Raw genomic sequence first — 26,632 nt, 5'->3', positions numbered from 1 at the left:
AAGTTCTTAGGCAGTTTGACTTCCCGTTAAAGGGACGGAGCGAACTGTTTGAACCCCGTAGGGGTGAGTTTTGAGCGGAGACCCTTTCGTTCTTAGGGAAGGCGGACTGCCTTAGAACTTCTGCATCTTGACATCCAGCAACAAACATAATACCAAGTCTTTCTCATGGACCGGGGTAAGCCACGATGATGAACTAAATAGAAATTACCGATTTGATTGCTCCCAGCAGTTCCTCATACGTCTCATAAGCCGGAATCTCCGGATAATCTTCCTTAATTTTCTCAGTCGTTCGGAATAAGAATCCTGCTTTTCCTGCCTGGATCATGCCCAGATCATTGTATGAATCACCGCTTGCGATCGTGTCAAATCCAATGGACTGCAGCGCTTTTACGGTGCTGAGTTTGGAATTTTCCACACGCATCTTAAAGTCTGTGATCTCACCGTTATCTGCAATCTCAAGGCTGTTGCAGAACAGTGTCGGTCTTCCAAGCTTTTCCATCAAAGGCTGTGCGAACTCTGTAAATGTATCACTGATCAGGATTACCTGACTAAATGAGCGCAGTTCGTCTAAGAATTCTTTTGCTCCCGGAAGCGGGTCAATCTTGGCGATCGTCTCCTGAATCTCTTTGATTCCAAGTCCGTGTTCCTTTAAAATGTCCAGTCTCCATCTCATCAGTTTATTGTAATCCGGTTCATCTCTTGTCGTTCTTTTTAATTCCGGGATTCCACTTTCCTCGGCAAATGCGATCCATATTTCCGGTACTAATACTCCTTCAACATCCAGGCATGTAATATACATTCTATGATTCCTCCTATACTTTCTGTCTTTTTGCTTTTTATCATAACACAAGTCTGTTTATTTTACATTCTTTTTATAAGCAATTCTTCAACTGCAGCATATCTAATGTTTTATCTGTCCTATTTATCTCTTTCCCAACTGCCAGAATGCTACTGCACTGGCGGCCGCGACATTCAGCGAATCTACACCATGCGACATTGGAATCATTACCGTATAATCGCAGTCTGCAATTGTCTCCGGCGCCAGTCCGTCTCCTTCTGTTCCCAGTATCACTGCCAGCTTATCTTCTTTCATAAGTTCCGGATCATCAATGCTTGCAGAATCTTCTTTCAAAGCCATCGCCGCCGTCTTAAATCCCAATTCACGCAATATCTTCATTCCTTCTTCCGGCCAGATTACAGAGTTATCCACAAATGTCCACGGAATCTGGAATACTGTCCCCATACTTACACGGCTTGCCCGCCTGTAAAGTGGATTACTGCATCCCCCTGTCAGAATCACCGCGTCCATGTGAAGTGCTGCCGCAGAGCGGAAAATCGCTCCTACATTTGTAGGATTCATTACATTCTCCAATACTGCTATTCTGTCACATCCGTTACAGATTTCCTGCAGGCCAGGCAACCTCCTTCTTTTCATCGCACATAGCATTCCCCTGGTCAGTTTAAATCCCGTAAGTTTCGTAAGTACTTCAAATTCTGCCGTATATACCGGTACATTGCCACATTTTCCAAGTACAGCTATCGTTTCCGCATCTTCCAAAACCTGCTTTTTTTCCACCAGAACAGACACAGGCTCATATCCTCCATCCAATGCCCGGCTAATAACTTTCGGACTTTCTGCAATAAACAGTCCATCCTCCGGATGATCCTTGTTCAAGAGCTGTGCTTCTGTAAGTCTTGCATATACATCTAGTTCCGGAGCGTCAAAATCCGTAATTTCTATCATATTCTGTATTATTTTTTCATTTATGCTTTCTGTATTGTTCATGATCATTTCCTCTTTTTTACTATCATCTGGATCTTATTGTTATCTCATTATACAGAATGAAATAAATTTTCTCAATTCCATAAATATTTTATGCACATAAGCCCGGACTTTATGTTAAAGTGGATAAAGTATGAACAGATATTTATTTTATATAAGGAGAATCTTTCACTATGATGACTGAACTTGAGAAATATTATAATAAATTTAACGAAGAAAAACGTCTTGGAAGCCGACATGGACAAGTAGAATTTACCACTTCTATGAAATATATACATGAATATCTTCCGGAAGATAAATCAGCAAAAATTCTGGATGTAGGTGCCGGTACCGGCCGTTACAGTGTAGCCCTTGCCGAAGAAGGTTACGATGTTACCGCTGTTGAACTGGTTAAATATAATCTTGGGATCTTAAAAAAGAAAAACAGTTCTGTAAAAGCCTATCAGGGAAATGCAATGAAACTTTCCCGCTTTCCGAATAAGGAATTTGATTTAGTTCTGGTCTTTGGTCCAATGTATCATCTATATTCTATGGAAGATAAAGTCAAAGCACTGACCGAAGCCAGACGTGTATTGAAAGATGATGGTGTAATTCTTGTTGCTTATTGCATGAATGAGTACAGCGTGCTGACCTATGGATTCAAACAGAATCATATCTTAGAATGTATCGAGAACGGAAAGATTGACGACAACTTCCGTGTACAACCCAAACCTGAAGACCTTTATGATTATGTCCGCCTGGAAGATATGGATGCTTATAATAAAGCTGCCGGTCTGGAACGAATCAAGGTCCTCTCTGCCGACGGACCTTCGGATTATATGCGTCCGGTGCTGAATGCGATGGATGAGGAGACATTCGAGACTTTTATCCGGTATCATCTTTCGGTGTGTGAACGGCCGGAGCTTGTGGGCGCCGGATCACATACCGTGGATATTTTAAAGAAAAGCATTATTTAATACATGAACCGTCTGCTATCCGGACTATTTCTGTTTCCATGATAGCGCTACCCGTAGAATATAAGCTCATTTCTTCTTGTGATTCCGCATAAAAAACAGAGTGTACTCTGTTATTATATTTAAAACCTGCGAAATTCCTCAAAATGCATTGACATATGCCATTTTTCGCAGTAAAACACTATCTAAAGTTATTCATATTTTAGAATGCTTATACATTTTTAATATTTATCATGAAGGCGTATGTTATGAATACACTTGTAATCGTCTTAATTGCAGCTGTACTTCTCAGTGCTGCATATGTACTTTACGGACGCTGGCTTGCTAATAAATGGGGAATTGATCCAAAGGCAGAGACACCAGCGAAAAAATTTGAGGATGGAAAGAGACAGTACCAGGTCTTGTATGTACCGTTGCTGCACTGGTACTTACCAGTCTGGACGCCGTTGCACGTATCGGATCTGCCAATATCTGGCCACTGTTCGGATCTGCCAACCAGTTACTGTCCGCACTGGTAGAAAGAACCATCGGACTTGTCAAAGCTTACTTTAAAGCACAGAAAGAATCTGCATAGATTAATTTTTAAGAATTAAATCGCAAATCAAATCCAATTACAATCCCCACCAGTAATTGCAAGACTCAAAAGCGCATCCATCTTTTCAACCTCTTCCTCGCCTTCAATCTTCTGAAGGAGCTCCGCTGTATCCAGCACATCTTCTAATGACTCGTCCGGTCCGATCTCGTAATCTATCTCCTGTTCGCAGTCCGGGCATGGAATATGCTTCATCGTTTGTAATGACAGGAAACGGTTTCCGCATTTCCTGCATTCATAATATCCGCATTCCTTTGTCCCGTCCGGTACATAATACATATCACTCACCACCTTATATTTCTTACTACTTTCGCTACTTCCAGCAGTCAAGCTTCTCTTTCATTCCGATATCCTTACTCTTGAACACCGGATTCATTCCCATTTTAAGCTGTCTTTCATATGCCTTCATTGCCGTATTAGACAGAATGAGGATCACCGGAATATTGATGATCGCCATTACTCCCATCAGCACGTCCGAGATATTCCAGAGCATGGACGTTTCTCCTTTACTGCTTTACAGGCACTGTGAAACAGACGCACCTGCGGGAAGCTCGTCCGGATTGTAAAATACACACCAGCTCCGATTAATATGATAACTAACAGTTTACTGTACATAAATGAGCTGATGTTATCAATGATCATACTTAACATACTTTTATTTTTCTCTATAAATATACAGTAATTCTGCAAGTTTGGGAAGAATAAATTGCATACATTGACACTGGCACTTATTTCCTCTATATTATTGTCTATATAAGAAAAGGAGATTCATATGTTATTATTCAAATCATTCACTATATTAATTATCGGATTTGTCCTGCTGATCAAGGGTGCAGATTTTTTTGTAGAGGGAAGTTCTGCTGTAGCAAAACGTCTCCGGATTCCTTCTATGATCATCGGGATGACCATCGTAGCCATGGGAACCAGTCTTCCAGAATGCGCCGTCAGCGTGACTGCCTCCCTCACCGGCAACAATTCCCTCGCTATCAGTAATGCTGTCGGATCCAACATTTTTAACCTGTTAGTAGTCTGCGGTGTCTGTTCTTTATTCGTCCCGCTTGCTGTACAGAAAAGTACTTTACAGAAAGAATTTCCGTTATCTATCTTCTGTGCGGGACTTTTGCTTTTGCTTGGATATCTTGGCATGACACTCGGACGGATAGACGGAATTATCTTCCTTATTATATTTGCCGGATATCTGCTCTGGATGATCCGCTCTGCCAAAAGAGCACGTCACAATATAACTTCTGCGGATTCTTCTTCTGCACAAAAAGTGAGAAGCTCACTTTCCGAAGAAGAAATCGAGCAGGTTACCTCCCATATCAACCTCCTTCCGTTATGGAAATGTCTCATTTTCATACTGGGCGGTATGATTGCGATCAAATATGGCGGTGATTTCGTCGTTGACGGGGCATCCACAATTGCATCCAGTCTGGGACTTAGCCAGACACTGATTGGACTTACGATCATTGCCATGGGAACCAGTCTTCCGGAGCTTGTCACCTCCATCGTTGCCGCCAGAAAGGACGAAGTCGATATGGCACTTGGTAATGTCATCGGCTCTAATATCTTCAATATCCTTTTTGTACTCGGTGTCGCGGCAGCAATCAGTCCGGTGGGATTCGCTCTGGAAAATATAATCGACATTGCTTTCCTTATCATAATCAGTGCAATCACTCTCGTCTTTGCATGGACTTCGAAGGAAATCAACCGTAAAGAAGGAATTATCATGCTGGTATTATATGCCGCTTATATGGTATATATCTGCATGCGTTAATATTTGTAATTATGAAAGGACGGACATTTTATGAAAATTGTATTTTTAGATGCCAAAACAATCGGGGACGATATTGATCTGTCCGGATTTGATTCACTTGGTGAAGTTACCAAATATAACTTTACCACTCCGGAAGAAGCTCCAGAACGCGTGAAAGACGCAGATGTTCTTATCATTAACAAAGTTCCGATCAATGAAAATACGGTCGGAACAGCAAAGAATCTGAAACTGGTCTGTGTTACTGCAACCGGAACCAACAATCTGGATAAAGACTATCTGGATTCCCACAAAATTGCCTGGAGAAACGTTGCCGGTTATTCCACAGAAACAGTTACTCAGCATACATTTGCCATGCTTTTCTATCTACTTGAAAAGCTGCGCTATTACGATGATTATGTAAAAGATGGAAATTATATTAACGATACTTCTTTTACTCACTTTGCAGAACATTTTTCAGAGATCAATGGCAAGACGTGGGGAATCATCGGACTTGGCGCGATCGGACGCCGCGTTGCCCAAATTGCCCGGGCATTTGGTGCAAATGTCATCTATTATTCAGCCTCCGGACGCCCTGCACAGGATGGATATACGCAGGTTGATTTCGATACCTTGCTTACCACTTCGGATATTATCTCTGTCCATGCACCATTGAATGAACACACCGAAAATCTTCTGGATAAATGCGCATTTGCAAAGATGAAAGAAACCTGTATCTTCCTGAATCTCGGCCGTGGTCCGATCGTTGTTGAACAGGATCTCTACGACGCACTTGTAAATGGCGAAATTGCTGCCGCAGGTCTGGATGTCTTATCTGCCGAACCAATGAGTGAGAAAAATCCGCTTATCAAGATCCAGGACAGCCGCCGGCTTTTCATTACGCCGCATATTGCTTGGGCAAGCGTAGAAGCACGTACCAGACTGATGCAGATCATCCTGGATCAGGTGAAAGAATATTTCCATATGTAGAACACTAACTACTCATTAAAGTTTGATATGAAACAATTTTACATTATTTATTGAATCATCCCTACATTCATGCTATCATATATCATTGTACCTAATGAAAAAGAGTGAAAAAATATATGAATAGACGTCCTGATTCCCAGGCGTCTCTGTGGAGGAATGAGAACTATGAGTGAACGTGGATCTGCTCCTGCAGCAGAAAATAAGATGGGAACAATGCCCGTCGGAAAATTAGTATTCAATATGTCACTGCCAATGATGGTTTCTATGCTGGTACAGGCACTTTATAACATCGTTGACAGTATCTTCGTAGCAAAATTATCAGAAAATGCACTGACTGCTGTATCGTTAGCCTTCCCGCTTCAGACACTTCTGATCGCGGTAGCTACCGGTACCGGCGTCGGTATGAATGCCCTCCTGTCAAAATCACTGGGAGAACATAACTTTAAAAAGGCGAATAAAATTGCTGATAATGCGGCATTTATCTATGCCATCAGTTACATTGTATTTTTAATCCTCGGCTTTACGATCGTAAGACCTTTCTATGCAAGTCAGATTGGAAACGCAGATGTCGAGATCATGGAACTTGGAATTGATTACCTGAGTACGGTTATGATCTTTTCCTTTGGTCTGTTCACACAGATCTTCTTTGAACGGTTACTGACTTCTACCGGAAGAACTATCTTCAGTATGACTTCTCAGTTATGTGGTGCGATTACAAACATTATCCTGGACCCGATCATGATCTTCGGTCTTCTGGGATTCCCGAAGATGGGTGTTACCGGAGCCGCCGTTGCGACCGTTATCGGACAATGTGTTGCCGGAATCGTTGCCGGAACCTGTAATCACAAATATAACCATGACGTATCATTAAGTTTCAAAGGTTTCCGACCGGATATCCGTCTGATCGGACACATTTATGCAGTAGGTATTCCATCTATTATTATGCAGTCTATCGGATCGATCATGACTTATTCGATGAACCGCATTCTGATTGAATTTTCTTCAACTGCAACTGCTGTATTCGGTGTATACTTCAAGCTTCAGAGCTTCTTCTTCATGCCGGTATTCGGTCTGAACAATGGTATCACGCCGATCATTGCTTACAACTATGGTGCACAGCAGAGAAATCGTATGATCAAGACGATCCGGATCAGTCTGACGACTGCATTCTGCCTTACTTTCATTGGATTCCTCTGCTTTGAAGGCATCCCACAGGTATTACTTGGAATGTTCAATGCGTCTGACGCCATGCTGAAAATCGGTGTTCCGGCACTTCGTATCATCGGTATCCATTATCTGATCGCATGGTTCTGCATCATTGCCGGTACCGTATTCCAGGCACTTGGCAAAGCAGTATTCAGTATGATCGTATCCATCATGCGTCAGCTGGTTGTGCTGATCCCGTCAGCTTATATCTTGTCTAAGATTGGTGGCTTACATATAGTGTGGTGGGCTTTCCCGATTGCGGAAGTGATATCATTTATTGTGTCTACGGCATTTTTGATCAAAATTTATAAGACAATTATTAGTAAGATTCCGGAAGGGAAATTATAAAATAAGAAGCGGAAAAAGTTTACATTCACAACTTTTTCCGCTTCTTTTATTTTTTACTTTTACAATTCACAATATAAATTCCCACACAAACCAAAATCAATGCAATCAGACTTCTTGCATTAAATGCCTGGTTGACCTCTCCAAGAACCAACGCCGATAACACCACGCTGCAAAGTGGATTGACAAATCCGAAAATCGCCACTTTCGATACTTCGTTATGCGCCAGCAGAACCGACCAGAGTGTATACGCCACAGCCGATACCATTGCCAGGTAGAGAATCAATACTACTCCTGCAATCGACATATGATCCAAGTGTCCGCCCATCAGGATTCCGACTATGAACAGCAACACACCTCCCATGAAGAACTGACAACCGCTTAAAATAACCGGTGATACTTTTTTGGAGAAAATATTGATCAGTACGGTTGACGCTCCATAAGAAAGCTGCGCGATCAGCACGAAGCCTTCTCCTGTCAGCCTGAATCCCATGTCCATAGAGCCGCCTGCCATGTTGATGATCACGACTCCCGCAAATCCGAGGATGCAGCCAGCAAGTTTTCTGCCTGTCATCTTTTCATTTCTTACTAACAGACATGCCATTAAAATTGCAATAAAATTGCCTAGGCCTGTGATGATCCCGCCTTTTACACCGGATGTATGTGCCACTCCGATGTAAAAGAAAAAGTACTGGACGAAGGTCTGAGCAAAGCAAACTGGGATAGCATACTTGAATATCTTTCCGTCCGGAAGGACAACTCTTTTTTCCCGGATGGATGCGAACAGTAATACAAGAATTCCCGCCAGTGCGAACCGGATACCGGCAAAAACAATCTGGCTTGCGGTGTCCGCTGAATCAACGGCAAGAATCTGGTAGCCTGTCTTGATCACGGGAATTGCACTGCCCCATAAGATGCAGCAGACACACGCCAGAGCTGCGACTACCCATGTTCTGGTTAATATATTTTGTTTTTCTGAAATTTGCATTTGTGACATTTCTTTACTCTCTGGAATTCTGGTTCTATTTTTCAATCTCAATCTTCTCTTTCAGCACGACACATCCTGCCATATCACCGATAACATTAACACAGGTTGCTCCCATATCGCACAGAGTATTGATGCTAATATAGACACCCATAACTCCGGCAGGAAGTCCGGCCATTGTAGCAAGTGCCGCGAATGATGCGATTGCACCTCCCGGGATTCCCGGTGTTCCGACTGACAGAAGGACGTTCGCCAGAAGGATGATGATCATCATGGAAATGCTGACATGCACGCCGCATGCATTTGCAAAGAACATGATCATAAAGGACATCAGGATCGATACAGCATCCATGTTAACCGTTGCTCCAAGCGGGATCGTGATACTTGAGATCTGGTTCGGAACTCCAAGTTTATCTTCGACACAGCTTTTACTCAGCGGAATGGTAGCTGAACTTGAGCATGTACCAAATGCATTCAGTGCCGCCGGCATGATCGCCTTGAAGAACTTCACCGGACTTGTCTTGCCGAGAATGCTCACTGTGCCGCCATATACGATAAATGCAAATCCAAAGAATGCGACATATAAGATAATCAGCTGCGTAGCCAGTGATACGATCGTCTTTGTACCATTCGCCTCTACAACCGGAACGATCGTACAGAAGACTCCGATCGGTGTGAAATACATCACCGTACTGATGATCTTCAGACATGCTTCATTGCAGGAATCGATGACCTTTAATAATGGCTCACCTTTTTCTCCAATCGCGATCAGTGTGAATCCCATGATCAGCGCAAATACCAGCACCTGCAGCATATTACCTTCTGCAAATGCAGATACCGGGTTAGACGGGATCAGTCCCTTAATCGTATCAAGAATGCTGTCCATCTTGGTTGCCTGAATATCAGATGTAGCCATCTTAAAGCTAACGCCTTTTCCAAGACAGATCAGTCTCGGAATGATCAGTCCAACAAAACTTGCGATTGCTGTTGTGCACAGGAAGAACAGCATTGCCGCTCCTGTGATCTTACCTGTCGTCTTGGCACTTCCGATGCTCGCAATACCCATTACGATCGAACAAAATACCAGTGGGAAGATCATCATATTCAATGCACTCATATAGATACTTCCCAGTACACTTGTTGCAGTCAGAACCACGTTAAACCGTCCCGCCAAAAACAGTCCGGTCAGGATTCCGAGGATCAGTCCGACGAAAATCGCACCGGTGATGTGCTTTCTGTACCACTCATAAAAACTCTTCATTTGTATGTACTCTCCTTACTTTTCAACTATAATATAACGTCTATATTTTACTATACACATATAGGCTATAGTTTATATCAAAAAGAGTGGAACGTCAATGTCCCACTCCTTATACCGTAAATTTCTCCACATAATAATTCTGTATCTCTGTAAGGATATACGCCTCATAATACTCCACCGGAATCTCCCGGTTCTCTTCCAGACTATTTTTACTATTTTATCAGTCATCTAACAGTACATCATTAACCACATCGTATGCATCTTCCAATGCATCCAACGCTTCCGTCAGAGTGTCTGCTTTATCCACTTCACCTTCTTCTTCATATTCATCCAGTATATTTACCAGAGAATCTTTTACTTGTTGGATGGATGTTATCATGTCTTTTAACTGTTCTTCTTTTGTTGATGTGGAATTTATATTTACTATTTTGCTCACATTGTACCTCCCGTATTCTTGCCTATTTATTCTCTTGCTGATACATTTTTTCCAGTGTTCTAATTCTGATTCTTTACACCCATCTCATGCCATTCTTCCCCGCCCCAGGTTGACTGCGCGATTCCTTTATCTTTAAATCCGAATTTCTCATACATCGCTACCTTCGATTCCAGACAGGTAAGGATAATCTCTTTTCTTCCCCGCCCCCATTCTCTTTCGAGATACCGGCGTACCAGTTCTCTTGCAAGTCCCTGACTGCGGTATTCCGGCAGTACATCCAATCCCAGAAGCATGACATTCTTGCCTTCCGGGTTATGCAGACTGGCATTTGTAAAGAACTCGTCCTTTAATATCTCATCATCCGTTGCTAGTCCATTTAAAAAACCTGCCATCTTTCCATTTTCTTTATCAATCGCTACCAGAAATAAATCCGCAATTCCGGCAACACGGTCTTTCATATGCTTCTTAGAACAGGCTTCATTCGGCGGAAAACAGATCCTTTCGATCTCTGCTGCTTCTTCTGCTTCGTTCTGTTTTATGTTTCTAAATTCATATCTTTCTGAAATATGTTTATTTGACATTTTCTTTTCTCCAATCCCATTACCGTATAAAATGTGTCGCAATTCGTTCTTCCTTTTCCGGTAATCCGAACTTTTCTTTTCCAAGCGCAATACTCTTCATCAAGAATGTCATATTTCTTGCAAGTGTACGCATCGTCTGTTTTCCTTCTCCGTCCTGCTCTGACTCACCCGGCATACGTCCATGAATGCTGTTCCAATACTGGCTTGATGCAACCGGCATTCCGGAGATTGTAAAATACTTGTTCAATTCATCAAATGTTGCTGAACAACCACCGCGTCTTGCACATACAACACTTGCTCCGACTTTCATCGTCTTGTCAAAATGACTGCTGTAGAACAAACGATCAAGACAAGCAATCAGTGTCGCATTTGCTGACGCATAATATACCGGGCTTGCAACGACAAATCCATCGGCTTCTTCAAACTTTAGTGCCAGTTCATTTACCATATCGTTGAATACACATTTGCCTTTCTCATAGCAGGAACCACAGGCGATACAGCCTCGAATATCTTTATTGCCGACCAGTATGATCTCTGTCTCGATTCCGTTATCTTTAAATACCTGTTCCATTTCTTTTAATGCAACAGATGTATTGCCATTAGCCCGTGGGCTTCCATTTAACATTAACACTTTTAAATTTTGCTGCATTGATTTGTTCCCCTTTCAATGATTCTCTTCCTGACAGATATTTCTTTCAGGATTCGCAAGTTTTTATGCTCATATCCTTAGCGTTCTGAATTCCACCGCATGCTTCCTCTTCCAGATTGGGAACAAATTCCGCTGACACACATAATTCTCCCTCTCTTTGATCGCAACCGCCTGAAAAAACGTCTTCCACATCTCTGTATATTCATCTTCATACTGTTCTGTTTTACGAAGTGACTCAAATTCGTCATCCGTCAGATAACGCAGATAGTTTGTTCCGTCTTTTGGATGTACGCATGCTGTTTTCCGGTTATCATCTATGATCATCCAATGTTCTGATGGCATCCGGTCCGCAAAATGTCTGCCAACCAGCATGATCACATCACTTTTGGGTTCCAGATGACTGACATAGACCTTTCTGTCCAGCGACTGGAATCGTGCAAATTCATTAAAATGATGGCTTTCATTACCGACTTTCCTCCGAAGTTCCAACATGCGTATCACATGAGGATTCGAATACTGTTCCAGTACCTTACTTCCCACTGCAAATCCGACACGCAGAAAATTATAGATTGCCTGTAACGCATCTTCCTCCACAGAAAGGCTTGCATAATATACATCCAGATATGCTTCATCGGAAATATCCCTGCGAACAGAACGGATTACTTTTTCTGCTTTCACATTATCCCCGTCTACATGGACATACTCATCAAACATTGTCTGCTGTAATATCGGTTCTTTCTTTAATTGTATCTGATCATGACCGATTCGTAAAGCTTCCGACCAGGCATCATAGATGCAGGTCATAATGTCCTCCAGACGATCCTTACAAGTATATATCTTCATAATTTCCTACCCTATCCCAAAGTCTGCCAACGACAATTGCACATAAGATTCATTGGAATGTTCTATATTCCATACATCTTTCTTATCTACACTCACCAGTTGTCTCATAATATACGATGCTTCAACCGGTGTATGATACATCTGTTTTCCCCCACAGGTAATAAAATAATGCGCCCGCTTAAGTACCACACCCATCTTCTTTAAGCTTGCAAAATCCAGTCTTCCATACCGTCTTGCATGTGTGATCCGACTGGCGGATTTGGGACCGATTCCCGGTACCCGAAGCAGTCTTGCATAACTTGCAGTCTCTATTTCCACAGGAAATTGTTCGAGATGGCGTAATGCCCAGTCACACTTTGGATCGATCAGTTCATTGAAATCCGGCTTTTCTTCCGACAATAATTCACCTGCCTGGAATCCATAAAATCTAAGCAGCCAATCTGCCTGATAGAGGCGGTGTTCACGCAAAAGCGGTGTCGGTGTTCCAAGCCCCGGCAGTGCATCATCCTCATTCAGCGGAATATATGCTGAGTAAAACACTCGTTTCAGATCAAAGCCCTGATACAACTGCTGGGTCGTCTGCAATAATGTATAGTCACTTTCCCCCGTCGCACCGATGATCATCTGTGTACTCTGCCCAGCAGGTGCAAAACGACGCTTTAAACCAGACATATCACGGGGTGCTAACTGATATGCATTGTCCCATGTAAGGAGTCCATCCACTCTCCCCATTTCTTTTTGAGAAGGCAAAGTTCCGTCCTTTCCATCCGACAGTCTGTCTGTCTTCTTTTTTTCTTCCAGGCTTTCCCGATAATTCCTTTTGGATATTTCCGAAAAAATGCCGTTATTTAACAGTTGATTTCCCCTGCTTCTTTCCATATATGCTGTCTTTCCGATGGCCATCCGGTGTGCAGCAATTGTATTCTGAACCTTTCCCATAGGATTAAGGATTGTCTTCATTGTCTTATTCGGTGCAAGAGTCCGAAGACTCTCTTCCGTCGGAAGTTCCAGATTCACACTGATACGGTCGGCCAGATATCCCGCTGCGGCAAGAAGTTCATCCGAAGCTCCCGGAATCGTCTTCACATGGATATATCCGTTAAAATGATATTTTGTGCGAAGCAGCAGTAAAGTCTCACACATCTTTTCCATCGTGTATGTCGGATTTTTCAAAACTCCGGAGCTTAAGAAAAGACCTTCTATATAGTTACGCCTATAAAACTCAATCGTCAGTTCACAGATCTCTTCAGGTGTAAATGTTGCCCGTTTCACATCGTTACTTGCACGATTAATGCAATATTTACAATCATAGGCACAATGATTTGTCATCAGAATCTTTAATAAAGAAATACATCTTCCGTCCGCTGCAAAACTGTGACAGATGCCGCATGCCTCTGTATTGCCGAGTTCTCCTTTCTTTCCACGGCGGCTGGAACCACTTGACGTACATGCCACATCATATTTTGCCGCATCAGCAAGAATCTGTAATTTCTCCTGTGTTGTATAATTACTGTTTTTGATTTCTATATTCATAGTTTTATTATACAAACAAGCGTTCTTGTTTTCAAGTGGTTTTCAGAACATTTGTTCTTTTTTATCTGCTATAACTTAAATAAAAAACTGCGATAATAACCTTCACGCTATTATCACAGTTTCTCTTATATGTTCTTATTACGAATAAAATAATGATTAAGCTGTTGCTTTCTTATCATCTGTTTTTTCAAGAAGTTTCTTTACACCCTGGATTGCAACCAACACACCAAGGATCAGAAGCAATACGGCAAAAATCAGCTGTAATGTATTTCCAAGATCCAGCCCTGTTGTCAGGAATGCTTTTGTCAGTTTCACGATCGTCATACCAAGTGCTGTAAATGTAACAGCCATCATGAATACCATTGGTCCCCAGAGCATGAATCCCTTGCGCTTCGTTTTCTTAAGGAATACCGCACAAGCTACCAGTGCCAGTACAGATAACAGCTGGTTGGCTGAACCGAATAAAGGCCAGATCTCTGCATAACCGACTTTTGTCAGGAAATATGCAAGTACCAGTGTAATAACCGTTGCAAAGTATTTATTCGTTACCACTTTTAAGAATGGACTCATGTTATCCTGATCTACATCATCATCGAGGAAGAATTCCTGGAATGACAGACGGCCTACTCTGGCTACGGAATCCAGAGAAGTCAGTGCAAATGCGGATACTGCCAGATTGATCAGCGTAAATACAAGAGAGTGTGGCAGTCCGATGACTGACAGGAAGTTCGCAATCGCTCCGGCGAAAATCTGAGGCTGTGTTGTCAGTCCCTGTGCTGCTGCTTCACCTTTGGCAAAAGATGCAACTGCGATCAGTGCAATAACTGCAAGCATACTTTCCATTAACATTGCTCCGAATGATACAGGAAGCATGTTCTTCTCATTCTTAATCTGTTTGGATGCTGTACCGGAAGATACCAGTGAATGGAAGCCGGAAACCGCACCACAAGCGATCGTTACAAATAAGATTGGGAACATATACTGTCCATCTACGTTAAAGCTTGTGAATGCCTGAAGGTTACAAGATGGATTTGCTACAAATACACCAACAATCGCACCAACAATCATAAAAATCAAAAGGTAACTATTCAGATAGTCACGAGGCTGAAGAAGTGCCCATACAGGAGCGACACTGGCAATCAGGATGTAAACGAAGATGATGAGATGCCATGCATCCAGTCCTACATACATTGGGAAGTGAAGTCCCAGTGCGATTGCTGCTACCAATAATACGATTGCAACCGCTGTATTAATCCACTTGTTGAATTTCGTATACTTCAAAAACATTCCAAGTCCGACTGCTTCTAAGATAAATATCATAGAAGTAGTTGCGACTGCACCGTTAGCTGCAATTTTTGTTACTTTTCCGGCTTCACTTACTGAGAATCCATTAAAGGTTCCGGCTACAACATCAGCAAAAGCTGCAACGACCAGAATACAAAACAGCCAGCAGAATAACAGGAATAATTTCTTACCTAATTTTCCGATATATTCTTCAATGATATATCCGATTGTACGTCCTTTATTCTTTACAGATGCATACATAGATGCGAAATCCTGAACGGCTCCAAAGAATACCCCTCCGATTAAGATCCATAAAAGTACCGGAAGCCATCCGAAGATTGCTGCCTGGATCGGTCCGTTGATCGGACCTGCACCTGCGATTGATGCAAACTGATGACCGAATACGACGTTCGTATCGGCCGGTACATAGTCAACCCCGTCTTCCATCTCATATGCCGGAGTTTTGGCATTTGGGTCAATGCCCCATTTGTTCTGAAGATAACGACCATAAAGAAGATATGCTCCACCAAGCACAACAATGGCAATGATCATCATTAATATTCCACTCATAAAACAATCCCTCTTCTTTCTCTTTAAAGTAAATATATAAAAAAACGCCTTCGCTATCCTTTCGGATAACAAAGGCGGAATATTCTTCCGTGGTACCACTTTGTTTTACTGCAGTCATCACTAACCACAACCACTTGTTACTGTCAAAATATCTAACAGTTTCTTCTGTAACGTGAAGACAACGTCCCGGCTTACTCGATACCTGACTATGTTGATTCTTCCAACCTGTATATTTCAGCGGGATGCTCCTGGGTGATATCATAAAATACTTTCTGCCGTTTCACACCATCCAACGGCTCTCTGAATTCCAGTTAACTTTTATGACGTATCCCTTTCATTGCATTTCTTATTTACTTTTTAGCTTACTTAATGTTTTACACTTTTTTCTTGTAAAGTGCAAGAGTGGAATTAAACATAATTTACAAAAATACAGTCCTATTTTTGTGCATTTTTTCACATTATATAATTCCGGTTATCTCTTCTACAGATTTCACAAAATAATCTGCTCCATCCAGTTCTCCCTTCTCACCATAACCATACAGGCATCCGATAAACGGACTTTTACAGGATCTGGCACATTCCAAATCCTGTCTTCTGTCTCCGATCACCAGATAGGAACCCGGATAGTTCCTGATAACTTCCTGCACGATCTCCGTCTTAGGGCAGAAACCATACGATTCACAGTCATAAAACTGTTCAAACCATCTTTCCATTCGGAATTCTTCCCAATGTGCTTTGCGGTATGCCACTTTACAGTTGCTTAAGATCACAAGATGATATCCTCTGTTCTTCAAAGCTGTAAGCATCTCTTCCGCTCCCGGATACCACACTGCCCGGTGCTTCCTGATCTGCCTGACCATGGAATCTCCCACGATCGCACTCGCCTGATCTTTGTATCTCTGATCTAATTCCGGCAGAAATGTATCCCACATTTCTTTGCTGTTTAAGCCCAGCCATCCTGCGATCTGCGCCGTCTCTATCTTCTGTTCCTCTACAACATTCTGTTCCGCCAACCACTGATAAGCTTCCCTGAACGCCAGCTCATAGATTCCAAGAGTGTTATGTATCGTTCCATCATAATCAAAAATGATTGTTTTCACCATCGGCTGCACCTGATTAAAGCTGCTTCATCAGATTTACCATCTCAATTGCGGACAATGCACAGTCATATCCTTTATTTCCTGCTTTACTTCCTGCACGTGCGATAGCCTGTTCGATATTCTCTGTTGTGATCACTCCGAATAATACCGGAATTCCTGTTGCAAGTTCAACCTGCGCGATTCCTTTGGCCGATTCATTACACACCAGATCATAGTGGGAAGTATCCCCGCGGATAACTGCTCCTACGCAGATGACTGCATCATACTTTCCGGACTGTGCCATCTTCTGTGCAGTCAGCGGAATCTCAAATGCTCCCGGTACCCATGCAGCCGTAATGTTCTCTTCTTCTACCCCATGTCTTACCAGCCCGTCGACGGCTCCGCCCAATAACTTATTCACAATGATCTCATTGAATCTGGCAGCCACGATTCCGACTTTCATTCCCTCAGGTGCTACTACTTTTCCTTCTACTAAATTGATCTGTCTCATGATTTCTTCCTCCTGTTATTCATTAAATCTTTTTATAATTCTATTTCTTTGAAAATGTGTCCCATCTTTTCCTGTTTTGTCTTCATATATTTCAGATCATACTTCTGCGGTGGAATCTCCAGCGGTACTCTTTCATTGATCTTCAGTCCAAACCCACCAAGTCCATAGACTTTGTCCGGATTATTGGTCAGAAGTCTCAATGACTTCACTCCGAGATCCGATAATATCTGCGCTCCGATCCAGTACTCTCTGAGATCCGGTGCAAATCCCAACTTTACATTGGCCTCTACCGTATCATATCCCTGCTCCTGCAGTGCATATGCCTTGATCTTATTGAGCAGCCCGATTCCTCTGCCTTCCTGCCTCATGTAAAGAATGATCCCTCTGCCTTCTGCTTCTACCTGACGCATCGCTGTCTGAAGCTGCAGACCACAGTCACATCTAAGCGAGCCAAATGCATCACCTGTCAGGCACTCCGAATGTACCCTGCAAAGTACATCTTCACCGTCTCCGATATCACCTTTTACCAGTGCAAGATGGTGTTCTCCTGTAATATCATTGATATATCCGTGAAGTCTGAAATCTCCATACTGCGTCGGAAGGTCTGCAACCGCCTCTTCTTTTACATGTTTTTCATGGATTCTCATGTAATCCTGAAGATCACGGATTGTAATAAATGTAAGATTATGCTCTTTTGCAAATTTCCACAACTGTGGTGTACGCATCATTGTGCCATCTTCTTTCATAATCTCACAACACACGCCGCATTCCTTCAATCCAGCCAGTCTCACCAGATCAGTCGTTGCCTCTGTGTGTCCGTTCCGCACCAGGACTCCGCCTTTTCTGGCAATGAGTGGAAATACATGTCCCGGTCTTCTGAAATCTTCCGGCTTCGCATCTTCATCCACACATTTCATGATTGTATAGGAACGTTCTGCTGCCGAAATACCTGTCGTCGTATCAACATGGTCCACTGCAACGGTAAATGCTGTGCTGTGATTATCGGTATTCTCCGCAACCATCGGTGGAAAGTTAAGCCTTGCTGCAATTTCCGCACTCATCGGTGTACAGATAAGCCCTTTCGCATAAGTCGCCATAAAATTGATATTCTCCTGTGTTGCAAACTCTGCTGCACATACCAGATCCCCTTCGTTCTCTCTGTCCGGATCATCTGTAACCAGAATAACCTTTCCTTCCCTCAGATCCCTTAGTGCCTCTTCGATTGTATTGTACTGATTGTTTTGTGACATTCTATTTATCCTCCTGTTCTAAAATCCGAATTCCTGCAAAAATTCCATCGTAATTCCGGATTCTTTTTTCTCTTCTTCACTCTTTCCAAGGCCTAACAGCCTTTCTACGTATTTTCCGATCACATCATTCTCCAGATTCACAGAATCGCCCGGCACTTTTTCCAAAAGCGTCGTTTCTTCTCCTGTATGCGGGATAACCGATACCTGAAATCCCTCTTCCTCTACTTTTGCCACCGTCAGGCTGATGCCATCTATACAGATGGAGCCCTTTTCTACGATCAGATGTAATATCTGCGGCGATGTTCCGATAGATACCCAGATGGCATTCTCCTCCCGGATCAGAGACCGGATCACACCGGTTCCGTCAATATGACCGCTTACGATATGTCCTCCAAATCTTCCGTCTGCAGCCATTGCCCGTTCCAGATTCACCTGACTTCCGACTTTACAGCTTCCCAGACTGCTTCTCCTGATGGTCTCTGCCATCACATCTGCAGTAAATCCATCCGGCTGAAGTGATGTAACTGTCAGACACACTCCATTGACTGCGATACTGTCACCGATCTTCGTTCTTTCCAATACCTTCTTCGCCTTGACTGCCAGAACTCCCGACTCTCCGGTCAGCTGCATATAGCGGACCGATCCTTTCTCTTCTACGATTCCTGTAAACATGGCCCCTCCTGTTCTTTTTCACATACCTGACAGATTATCCTGATGTCTTCACCGATCCGGCAGATATCCGTACATTTCAGTTTCAATGCTTCTGATGGAAGTCCGATGCCGATTCCTTGCACCGGTGTCTTACTGTTCTTTCCGCCAAATAATTTTGGTGCGATAAAACAGTGTACCTCTTTTACAATTCCTGCCCGCAGTGCACTGTCGTTCAGCGTGCCCCCGCCTTCCAGCAGAATGCTGTCAATGCCCTCATTTCCAAGATTTGTCATCAGCTTTTTAAGGTCTATCTGACCTTTTTCATCCGGACAGCAGACAGTATCCACGCCTTTCGCATGTAACCATTCTATTTTTTCTGTTATTTCTTCGTTCTCTTCCCGTCCTGCATAAGCCACGATTGTCCGGTACTCTTTTGCACTTCTTACAATCTGGCTGTCAAGCGGTATCCTAAGACTGCTGTCGCATACTATTCTGACCGGACTTTTCCATCCTTCTACCCGGACATTCAACATCGGATCATCCGCAAGTACAGTCCCGATACCGGCCATAATACCCATATACCGGTGCCGCATATGCTGCACTTCCTGTCGGGCCGGTTCTCCTGTGATCCACTTCGATGCACCCGTCTTTGTCGCAATTTTCCCATCCAGTGTCATGGCATATTTCATCACTACATACGGTGTCTTCGTCGTAATATAATGGAAGAACACCGGGTTCAGACGGTCACATTCTTCCCGCATAAAATCCTGAACTACTGTAATTCCCGATTCACGCAATATCTGTGCACCTTTTCCTGCCACCTTTGGATTCGGATCCCTGGAACCAATCACCACTTTTTTAATCTTCTGTTCTATGATTGCTTCCGTACACGGCGGTGTCTTGCCATAATGACAGCATGGTTCCAGCGTAACATAGATTGTCGCACCCTCTGCCGATTCTGTAAGCGATGCGATTGCATTGCGCTCTGCATGAAGTTCTCCGCATTTTTTATGATAACCTTCCCCGATGATCCGGCCGTCTTTTACGATCACCGCACCTACCATCGGATTCGGATTCGTCCATCCTTCTCCCTTTTTTGCAAGCTGAATTGCCCGGAGCATGTATTCCTGATCCGTCATTTCTCTTCCTTCTTTCTTAGTTATACAAAAACCCCTGCAGGATACCTACAGGGGAAATGATCTGTTACATATAACTGACAAATGATCTGTTAACCAAAAAAGCTCTGAAATGGATCACCATCTCAGAGCTCAGACACTACATTCATCTTTTAAAATAACTGTACCATCATCTTCTTTCATCCAGACTATACTGTCGGCTCCGGAATCACACCGGATCATGCCTCTCGGCCCGCGGGCTTTACCGCCGGTAGGGAATCGCACCCTGCCCTGAAGATTTCGTTTTTTTTATCATAATACTTTATATATCATTTGTAAAGCAAAAGATATCAATGCATTCCAATCAGAGATCAAAAAATAATTTTTTTCAAAAAGGACTCCGGGTTTCATAAAACCGGAGTCCCTGAAAATCAAATTTCCCTTACGTCTTTCTTATCTACACTGATCACGACAATCGCTATCACAAATGCTATTGTACTTTTTATGTCTTTATCTCTATGTTTTTTGAATTATAATCCTTCCCGACACCTAATACATTTTTATAATGCCTTGTCCATGAATGCAATAATACCCGCTTCGACTTCGTTCTTAATCTCAGCATAATTATGTATCTCGTGACGGTATCCCGAGTACAGCTTCGTCGTTACGTTATGTCCGGTCTGTACCAGCCAGTTACTTACCTGATATACACCGACACCATACTCACCTACCGGATCCTGATCTCCCGCAATATTATAGATTGGCATGTCTGTCGGCACTTTTTCGGCCCACTTTGTTCCCTCGATCTGTAACATCATCTGGATGAAATCATATACCGAACGGTTGCTGGTCGGTCTGGTAAATGCATCAAACGGATCATCGGCATGATCCCGCTGTACATACGGATCGGCACAGATCCACTCATTTCCGATGCTGACCTCTCCACAGCGCTCACACATCCATCCCATCAGTTCTCCGGTATATGACGGATCGGATTCTTCTCCATGTCCTGCATCGATCGCTTCTTTTAATTTCTTTCCCGTCTCTTCTGCCCCGCGGAAGATTCCCGTTGTTCCGCAGATAGTTGCCCCGGCCAGTTCGTCCCCGTATTTTGCAATGAAATCTCTTGTGATAAAAGATCCCATGCTGTGTCCGAATAAGAAATATGGCAGATCCGGATATTTTTCACACACGATTCCTTTCAATGTATGCTCGTCTTCCATCATTGTATGCGGTCCTTTGTCTCCCCAGTCGCCCCACACATTATTGACCATTGCTGTCTTCCCATGTCCTACATGATCGTCTGCTGCCACGATATAACCCGCATCCATGAAGGCAGATATCATGTGCAGATAACGTCTGGAATGTTCCCCAAATCCGTGGATCACCTGGACGATTCCCTTCGGTTTGCAAGCCGGAACATAGATCCATCCCTGGACCTGGTCACGTCCGTTGTAGGACGCAAAAGATACTTCGTGTAACATAATGTATTCCTCCTTTTCTATCTTATCCGTACGATTTTAGATTCTTTTATTCTGTACGGTTATAAGCTGTTCTTCAAAAATCCTCTGGTATTCTTCTTCCACCTCACCAAATGCTCTGACCTCATACCTCAGATCAATATGCAATTCGGGCGCTTCGCTCTCCTGTTTCTCTCCCAGAAGAAACGTCAGATCATACCATAGCATTGCCTTATCAATCGCATTCAACTGCATCTTCTCTTCCGGTGTCAGGTCCGAACCGAGAAATTTTTCATAAATCATAGAAAGCATACGTTCTTCGCGTTCATTATATTCCGGCAGTTCCTTCTTAAAAGGCGACGGAACATCCGACATATAACACTCGCTTGCATCGTGAAGCAGGCATGCAAGCACCATCCTATCCGACAGACCTCTCGCCTTTGCCTCTTTTGCACAGCAAATGCAATGTTCCCCGACCGACCAGAACATCTTCACATGACCATTTCCTCTGCATATCAGGGACAGCGCATGTGCAATGTCTGCTATGTCAAATAACTCCGGATCCGGTTCTGTTGGTTTAAAATGTTTTCCTGTGTAGGTCGTAATGTATTCACTCATTTTCTTTTCTGCTCTTTCACATACTCTTCCAGAATCTCCGCTGCCCTTCTGCATGCTTTCACACAAGGTCTGCTCTGATAATACGCTTCCGTTCTGACCGCAGGCTCTTCCAGATCTTCGCCCTTCTCCAGCCCGAGAAGTTCCCGGCAGATCAGGCTTCCTTCCGAAGCTTCAAAGGATCCACAAAGCTTCTGCACAAGTACATAAAGCTGCTTTTTCCCCGCCGCATCTTTCGGATCGTCATATCCGTACAGATCACCGATTACCATGACCATTCCTGTCACGGCTCCGCATACCTCACGCAGCTTGCCAAATCCCGCTCCGAACGGGCTTGCTTTTTTTGCTGCCTCTTCCACTGTTATTCCCAGTTCTTCCGCAAATGCTGCATAGACCGACTGGCTGCAGTTGTAGCCTGTGCGGAAGAGGGATTCTGCTTTGTCTGCTTTGTTCATTGATTTTCACCTCCGGTTGTAATAACATAATCTGTCACACTGTTCTTCTATACTGATTATGATACCATGAAACCTTAACACCCTCAACTTATATTATAAGCCACTTTTCACTCCAAACATCCATTTCACGCCCTTAGCCAGCCTTTTCCCCGCATCTGCAAAATGCCCTCCCGCATTCCACTCTAAAACCACGGATTCCACCATCGAGTCCTCCTGTAACAGCCCTTCCTGCGCCCTGGTCCTGTCACCGACCGCTGCCATTACTTTGTTCTTCGCCTTCTCTTCCTTTCCGCCAAGGCTCAGATACACGCTACATTTACTCTGAATCACATGATTCCTCACATAATGGTCCCAGTCCGGGAACCACAACGAACCCGAACAGCATACAATTCCAGAAAACACGTCACTTTCATAAGCTGCCCATAGCGCAAATAATCCGGCAAGCGAATAACCCATCAGCCAATGTTCCCTGTCTTTCACACCAAAAGTCCGGTCAATATGTGGCACACATTCCTCTGTCAGCCATCTCAGCGTCTTCAGACCTTGTCCGGCGAAGCCTTCCTTTCCGAATACAGCCGCTGCTTCCCACGGTGAAAAGTCCCGGTTCCAGTTCTCCACCTGAAATGCAACGAGCAGGAAATTTTGTTCCGGCACAAGTTCCAGTAGAGATTTCCACAGATGTTCTACTTCGTTCTGCTGATGTGGATACATGCCCCAGAAGATGACCGGGCCGCCGGTTCCGTTCTGAGCGAGATGTAGTTTGATTCCGTTTATTGACATATCCTGAATCATCCCGGCACTCCTGCCGCCCTTTTCTTTTGTTAGCTCCGTTGTAAGCATTTGCTTTTTCTCTTTATTTTCCATCTGCAATTCTCCTAAATTACAAAGATTCATCTTTATTAATCTCTTCCATATACCCGGCTGTAACAATGCCTGCCGGCAATGCCACAATTGCAATTCCAAATACCGACGATAACATCGTAATCACCTTACCAATCGTTGAAACAGCATAGATATCCCCATATCCAACCGTAGTCAGCGAAACGGTCGCCCAGTATACCGCATCAAAAAAGCTTGGAAATGTTGCCGGTTCTACATTAAACATGATCAGTGCCGAGATCACTATGTATCCTATCGCCAATCCGCCTACTACCAGCAACGCCTCTCTCTGCTTTTTGAATACATTGATAATAATATTAATACTCTTAGAATATCTGATCACTTTAAATACTCGGAATACCCGGAAAGTTCTGAACAACCGGAAGAGCCTTAATAACTTCAGGCTGCTGTTCAAAAGCGTTACTGATGGAAGAATCGATACCAAATCGATTACCGCCATTGGTGTAAACGGATATTCGGCAAATGATTTCTTTCCTTTTTTCAATTTCAGGTCCGCCGTTAATAATCTTAGAATATAGTCTATGATAAATATAATAACCGTAACAAAATCTAACATTTGCGTAAGTTCATTTGCGTTTCTAACGGCAAGCGGAATAATACTTACTACTATGACGATCATCATCATCCAGTCATATAACTTGCTTATTGTATTTTGTTCATCGTTCACTTCAATTATGTCGTATAAGGATTTTCTCCATTTCATAAAACCACTTCCTGTTCATATTTTCCCGAAGGGGATATTCCATCCCGGACGATAAAGTCCCCTTTCAGGTTTTCATACTGCATACCGGACTTTTTTACAAATTCTATTGGTTGTACAGAACTTACAGGCATCGTAATACTCAATCTGCATTTCCCCGAAAGATTCGTTCCATTTCCTAAGGGTACTGAAGTAAATGTTCCATTTAAACAGTTTACTTTGCAAGACGGACCATAAAATTTTCCATCCGGAGTGATTGAAATCAGCAATTGCGCTCCGTCAAATAAGTTGGTTTTCCCGGAGACAATTATTTTTCCTTCTGTATTTTTCTCATATTTAATCTCCATCCTGACTTCTATGGCATCTTCACTCACAGGGATTGTCTGAGTGAATGCTCTTATCCGATGATTTTCATAGCATGGTTTATACTTTTTCAGTTCTTCATCCGTAACATCAGGTGTTTTTCTCCACTTTACTTCTCCTTTTTCAATAACGTCTTTCTCCTTCTGAATGGAGTGAATCTTCCGCCCCACTAAATGCCATTTTGCCTGAGGATTCCAATTTCTATTTTCAATTTCGAGGCAAATATTATTCAACTCTATATATAGCAGGCTATAATGTTTTATAAATTCATTCCATTCCCGGATTCTTGAACAGCAGCCATTGGTAGTTTTATTATAAAATTCTTGAATCTGTTCCTTATTTTCGGATATCCATGTATATAATTTTTCTTTCTCATCATTGGCATATAAAGAAAACATTTCCCGTATATAGGGCATCGAATCCTCAAAAATCTGATGATAATACACATATAATTCATCGTCCGGTTTATAAACATTTTTCTCATTATACTCCGATATAATTGAAGTTCCGGATTGATTCTCCCAGGAAAATTCTCCATCTCTTTCTTTTAACGGATCAATTCCCGTATTTTTCCATAATGGATTAATCCACCTGCCCGTAATCCGCCAGTTATACAAAAGCATATCTTCCTTCGACACTCCGACATATATCCATATAACATCCGAAGAACTTTTATACCCCTCACAAACATGTCGAACGATCTGCTTCGCCCACTTTATCGGCAAATCTTCTTTCACGATAATGCGTAAATCCGTGTCCCTTCTACAATGCGTTTTCTGCGATATATCATATACCGTATAATCTTTCTCTGACACATCGTATCTGACAGTTCTGTACTTTGCTCTTAAATATGCCCCACCAGACGGCATCTCCGGATAAATGGAACACACGTTAATCTTCTCCTCTTTATCCAGTTCGTCCCGTATGCCGGCCTTATAAGATGCCGGTATTCGATAAACCATCACCGGCGGGATCGAATCCAGCGTAATAAGTCCACCTTTTTCATCATCTGCACAGATAAAAAAGCATCCTTCTTGTGCTTGAATTCTTGCATTTCCCACACTTAAATCCTCTGATCTTTTTACAAATAACGGTGTATGAATAACTTTCTGAATTTCATCTTCTGTGTAATTCACCTTCAATTTCTGCCAAACCTTCTCTGCTATTTCTTTATACGAAAGCTCTGGGAAGCAGGCATGAAGGGATAATATATATACATCGGGTGAATTACAACTTTTTCCATTTCTGATATACATAAACACATATCCGTCTTTGTCATTCGCTATACCATTCTGCTCGCATGCAAAATATAACGCAACAAATGGATCGACAGTTATATCCAGCAATCTTGTTGGAACATTATTATGTTGAAGCAGTGCAAGTTTTCCAATATATCTATATGCATTCTTCATTTGTTCACCATACATTTGCATCATTTCCTGATACATACATCCTTCGTTTTCCAGATATCCTTCATCACGCAAAATACTTGGTTCTCGATTTGGAAATTCTTCTACCTCTCCTCGAAAATATATTTCATCATAGCATTCCTGGAACCTTTTTAATTTTTTTCGGAAATCGGCAAGACTTATAATTTCGTCATTTGCATGCATATATCTTTCTCCTTCGATCTTTATATCTAATATTGACATTTACAACATTTCTTTTTAATTTCCATCTATTGATTTCGGTCGTAATAATTCCATTTTTCTTCCAATGATAACTTTTAGCAATTCAACGTTTTTCTTTTTAATCAAGTCATATTGTTG

General features: G+C 42.7%; 27 protein-coding genes, 1 pseudogene, 1 riboswitch and 1 other annotated feature. Of the genes and pseudogenes, 5 read left to right on the top strand and 23 right to left on the bottom strand.

Features of this window, described 5'->3' with window-relative positions; translation table 11 throughout:
* Positions 1 to 193 precede the first annotated feature (193 nt).
* Together thrH and NCY30_RS11900 are read right to left on the bottom strand one after the other, a co-directional pair.
* Positions 194 to 799 (bottom strand): bifunctional phosphoserine phosphatase/homoserine phosphotransferase ThrH, encoded by a 606-nt coding sequence (gene thrH / locus NCY30_RS11905; RefSeq protein ID WP_006427644.1) that lies wholly within the window; start codon positions 797 to 799, stop codon positions 194 to 196.
* Between the two features lie 123 nt (positions 800 to 922).
* Positions 923 to 1,753, bottom strand: coding sequence for a TrmH family RNA methyltransferase (locus NCY30_RS11900; RefSeq protein WP_055304241.1), 831 nt, complete (start codon positions 1,751 to 1,753; stop codon positions 923 to 925).
* 203 nt (positions 1,754 to 1,956) lie between these two features.
* Here NCY30_RS11900 and NCY30_RS11895 point away from each other — a divergent pair, with 203 nt between their 5' ends.
* Together NCY30_RS11895 and NCY30_RS15390 are read left to right on the top strand one after the other, a co-directional pair.
* On the top strand, positions 1,957 to 2,739 hold the full coding sequence (locus NCY30_RS11895; protein WP_173784970.1) for a class I SAM-dependent methyltransferase: 783 nt from the start codon (positions 1,957 to 1,959) through the stop codon (positions 2,737 to 2,739).
* Positions 2,740 to 2,984: 245 nt separating this feature from the next.
* A pseudogene (locus NCY30_RS15390) lies at positions 2,985 to 3,122 on the top strand (carbon starvation CstA family protein); the annotation flags it as partial.
* A gap of 215 nt (positions 3,123 to 3,337) precedes the next feature.
* On the opposite strand, the gene NCY30_RS11880 reads toward NCY30_RS15390, so the two are convergent.
* Together NCY30_RS11880 and NCY30_RS11875 are read right to left on the bottom strand one after the other, a co-directional pair.
* Positions 3,338 to 3,607, bottom strand: coding sequence for a hypothetical protein (locus NCY30_RS11880; protein WP_055195635.1), 270 nt, complete (start codon positions 3,605 to 3,607; stop codon positions 3,338 to 3,340).
* A gap of 34 nt (positions 3,608 to 3,641) precedes the next feature.
* Positions 3,642 to 3,821, bottom strand: coding sequence for an alanine:cation symporter family protein (locus NCY30_RS11875; protein ID WP_055304229.1), 180 nt, complete (start codon positions 3,819 to 3,821; stop codon positions 3,642 to 3,644).
* 279 nt (positions 3,822 to 4,100) lie between these two features.
* Between NCY30_RS11875 and NCY30_RS11870 the strand changes: the two genes are divergently transcribed.
* The 3 genes from NCY30_RS11870 (at position 4,101) to NCY30_RS11860 (ending at position 7,625) form a co-directional block, all read left to right on the top strand.
* Complete coding sequence (locus NCY30_RS11870) at positions 4,101 to 5,105, top strand: calcium/sodium antiporter (protein WP_173784971.1); 1,005 nt, start codon at positions 4,101 to 4,103, stop codon at positions 5,103 to 5,105.
* Positions 5,106 to 5,135: 30 nt separating this feature from the next.
* Positions 5,136 to 6,071, top strand: a complete 936-nt coding sequence (locus tag NCY30_RS11865; protein WP_139009913.1) for a D-2-hydroxyacid dehydrogenase — start codon at positions 5,136 to 5,138, stop codon at positions 6,069 to 6,071.
* A gap of 165 nt (positions 6,072 to 6,236) precedes the next feature.
* Positions 6,237 to 7,625 carry an MATE family efflux transporter gene (locus tag NCY30_RS11860; RefSeq protein ID WP_130096993.1) on the top strand — a complete coding sequence of 463 codons (1,389 nt, stop codon included), beginning with the start codon at positions 6,237 to 6,239 and terminating at the stop codon, positions 7,623 to 7,625.
* Between the two features lie 46 nt (positions 7,626 to 7,671).
* Here NCY30_RS11860 and NCY30_RS11855 read toward each other — a convergent pair whose 3' ends face one another.
* The 19 genes from NCY30_RS11855 to NCY30_RS11765 all read right to left on the bottom strand — a co-directional run bounded on the left by NCY30_RS11855 (position 7,672) and on the right by NCY30_RS11765 (position 26,476).
* Complete coding sequence (locus NCY30_RS11855; RefSeq protein ID WP_055304239.1) at positions 7,672 to 8,619, bottom strand: DMT family transporter; 948 nt, start codon at positions 8,617 to 8,619, stop codon at positions 7,672 to 7,674.
* Positions 8,620 to 8,644: 25 nt separating this feature from the next.
* Positions 8,645 to 9,868, bottom strand: coding sequence for a dicarboxylate/amino acid:cation symporter (locus NCY30_RS11850; RefSeq protein WP_006427657.1), 1,224 nt, complete (start codon positions 9,866 to 9,868; stop codon positions 8,645 to 8,647).
* Between the two features lie 220 nt (positions 9,869 to 10,088).
* The gene (locus NCY30_RS11845; protein WP_250818767.1) at positions 10,089 to 10,304 is read right to left on the bottom strand and encodes a hypothetical protein; all 216 of its coding nucleotides are present in this window, start codon (positions 10,302 to 10,304) and stop codon (positions 10,089 to 10,091) included.
* 59 nt (positions 10,305 to 10,363) lie between these two features.
* Positions 10,364 to 10,885, bottom strand: coding sequence for a GNAT family N-acetyltransferase (locus NCY30_RS11840; protein WP_181978376.1), 522 nt, complete (start codon positions 10,883 to 10,885; stop codon positions 10,364 to 10,366).
* 19 nt (positions 10,886 to 10,904) lie between these two features.
* Complete coding sequence (locus NCY30_RS11835) at positions 10,905 to 11,534, bottom strand: flavodoxin family protein (RefSeq protein ID WP_117598291.1); 630 nt, start codon at positions 11,532 to 11,534, stop codon at positions 10,905 to 10,907.
* 69 nt (positions 11,535 to 11,603) lie between these two features.
* Entirely contained in the window at positions 11,604 to 12,377 is a 774-nt protein-coding gene (locus NCY30_RS11830; RefSeq protein ID WP_117598292.1) for a TIGR03915 family putative DNA repair protein, read from the bottom strand.
* A gap of 6 nt (positions 12,378 to 12,383) precedes the next feature.
* Positions 12,384 to 13,910 (bottom strand): putative DNA modification/repair radical SAM protein, encoded by a 1,527-nt coding sequence (locus NCY30_RS11825; protein WP_117598318.1) that lies wholly within the window; start codon positions 13,908 to 13,910, stop codon positions 12,384 to 12,386.
* Positions 13,911 to 14,066: 156 nt separating this feature from the next.
* Positions 14,067 to 15,764 carry a carbon starvation CstA family protein gene (locus NCY30_RS11820; protein ID WP_055283175.1) on the bottom strand — a complete coding sequence of 566 codons (1,698 nt, stop codon included), beginning with the start codon at positions 15,762 to 15,764 and terminating at the stop codon, positions 14,067 to 14,069.
* A gap of 67 nt (positions 15,765 to 15,831) precedes the next feature.
* Positions 15,832 to 16,111: a binding site (T-box leader), on the bottom strand.
* Positions 16,112 to 16,222: 111 nt separating this feature from the next.
* Positions 16,223 to 16,867 (bottom strand): HAD family hydrolase, encoded by a 645-nt coding sequence (locus NCY30_RS11815; protein ID WP_173784977.1) that lies wholly within the window; start codon positions 16,865 to 16,867, stop codon positions 16,223 to 16,225.
* 13 nt (positions 16,868 to 16,880) lie between these two features.
* Complete coding sequence (gene ribH, locus NCY30_RS11810; protein ID WP_006427673.1) at positions 16,881 to 17,354, bottom strand: 6,7-dimethyl-8-ribityllumazine synthase; 474 nt, start codon at positions 17,352 to 17,354, stop codon at positions 16,881 to 16,883.
* Between the two features lie 32 nt (positions 17,355 to 17,386).
* A complete protein-coding gene (locus tag NCY30_RS11805) occupies positions 17,387 to 18,604 on the bottom strand; it encodes a bifunctional 3,4-dihydroxy-2-butanone-4-phosphate synthase/GTP cyclohydrolase II (protein ID WP_173784978.1) in 1,218 nt (405 codons plus the stop codon).
* An 18-nt stretch (positions 18,605 to 18,622) separates the two neighbouring features.
* The gene (gene ribE / locus NCY30_RS11800) at positions 18,623 to 19,276 is read right to left on the bottom strand and encodes a riboflavin synthase (RefSeq protein ID WP_055304209.1); all 654 of its coding nucleotides are present in this window, start codon (positions 19,274 to 19,276) and stop codon (positions 18,623 to 18,625) included.
* Positions 19,258 to 20,394, bottom strand: coding sequence for a bifunctional diaminohydroxyphosphoribosylaminopyrimidine deaminase/5-amino-6-(5-phosphoribosylamino)uracil reductase RibD (gene ribD / locus NCY30_RS11795; RefSeq protein WP_055182310.1), 1,137 nt, complete (start codon positions 20,392 to 20,394; stop codon positions 19,258 to 19,260). Before ribD ends, ribE begins: the two co-directional genes overlap by 19 nt.
* 164 nt (positions 20,395 to 20,558) lie before the next feature.
* Positions 20,559 to 20,673, bottom strand: a riboswitch (FMN riboswitch).
* 257 nt (positions 20,674 to 20,930) lie between these two features.
* Positions 20,931 to 21,854 (bottom strand): alpha/beta fold hydrolase, encoded by a 924-nt coding sequence (locus NCY30_RS11790; protein ID WP_006427678.1) that lies wholly within the window; start codon positions 21,852 to 21,854, stop codon positions 20,931 to 20,933.
* A 36-nt stretch (positions 21,855 to 21,890) separates the two neighbouring features.
* Positions 21,891 to 22,448: an HD domain-containing protein gene (locus tag NCY30_RS11785; protein ID WP_006427679.1), complete on the bottom strand. Its 558-nt coding sequence runs from the start codon at positions 22,446 to 22,448 to the stop codon at positions 21,891 to 21,893.
* Positions 22,445 to 22,900: a C-GCAxxG-C-C family protein gene (locus tag NCY30_RS11780; protein WP_006427680.1), complete on the bottom strand. Its 456-nt coding sequence runs from the start codon at positions 22,898 to 22,900 to the stop codon at positions 22,445 to 22,447. Before NCY30_RS11780 ends, NCY30_RS11785 begins: the two co-directional genes overlap by 4 nt.
* A 93-nt stretch (positions 22,901 to 22,993) precedes the next feature.
* Complete coding sequence (locus tag NCY30_RS11775) at positions 22,994 to 23,764, bottom strand: alpha/beta hydrolase (RefSeq protein ID WP_022416299.1); 771 nt, start codon at positions 23,762 to 23,764, stop codon at positions 22,994 to 22,996.
* A 16-nt stretch (positions 23,765 to 23,780) separates the two neighbouring features.
* The gene (locus tag NCY30_RS11770; RefSeq protein WP_173784981.1) at positions 23,781 to 24,503 is read right to left on the bottom strand and encodes an ion transporter; all 723 of its coding nucleotides are present in this window, start codon (positions 24,501 to 24,503) and stop codon (positions 23,781 to 23,783) included.
* Complete coding sequence (locus NCY30_RS11765; RefSeq protein WP_173784982.1) at positions 24,500 to 26,476, bottom strand: FRG domain-containing protein; 1,977 nt, start codon at positions 26,474 to 26,476, stop codon at positions 24,500 to 24,502. The genes NCY30_RS11770 and NCY30_RS11765 overlap by 4 nt, the downstream gene beginning before the upstream one ends.
* Between the last annotated feature and the right edge of the window lie 156 nt (positions 26,477 to 26,632).

Source organism: Dorea sp. MB18-49 (assembly GCF_023669465.1).
GTDB classification, from domain to species: domain Bacteria; phylum Bacillota; class Clostridia; order Lachnospirales; family Lachnospiraceae; genus Dorea_A; species Dorea_A longicatena.
This window is presented reverse-complemented; position numbering and strand designations above follow the sequence as displayed.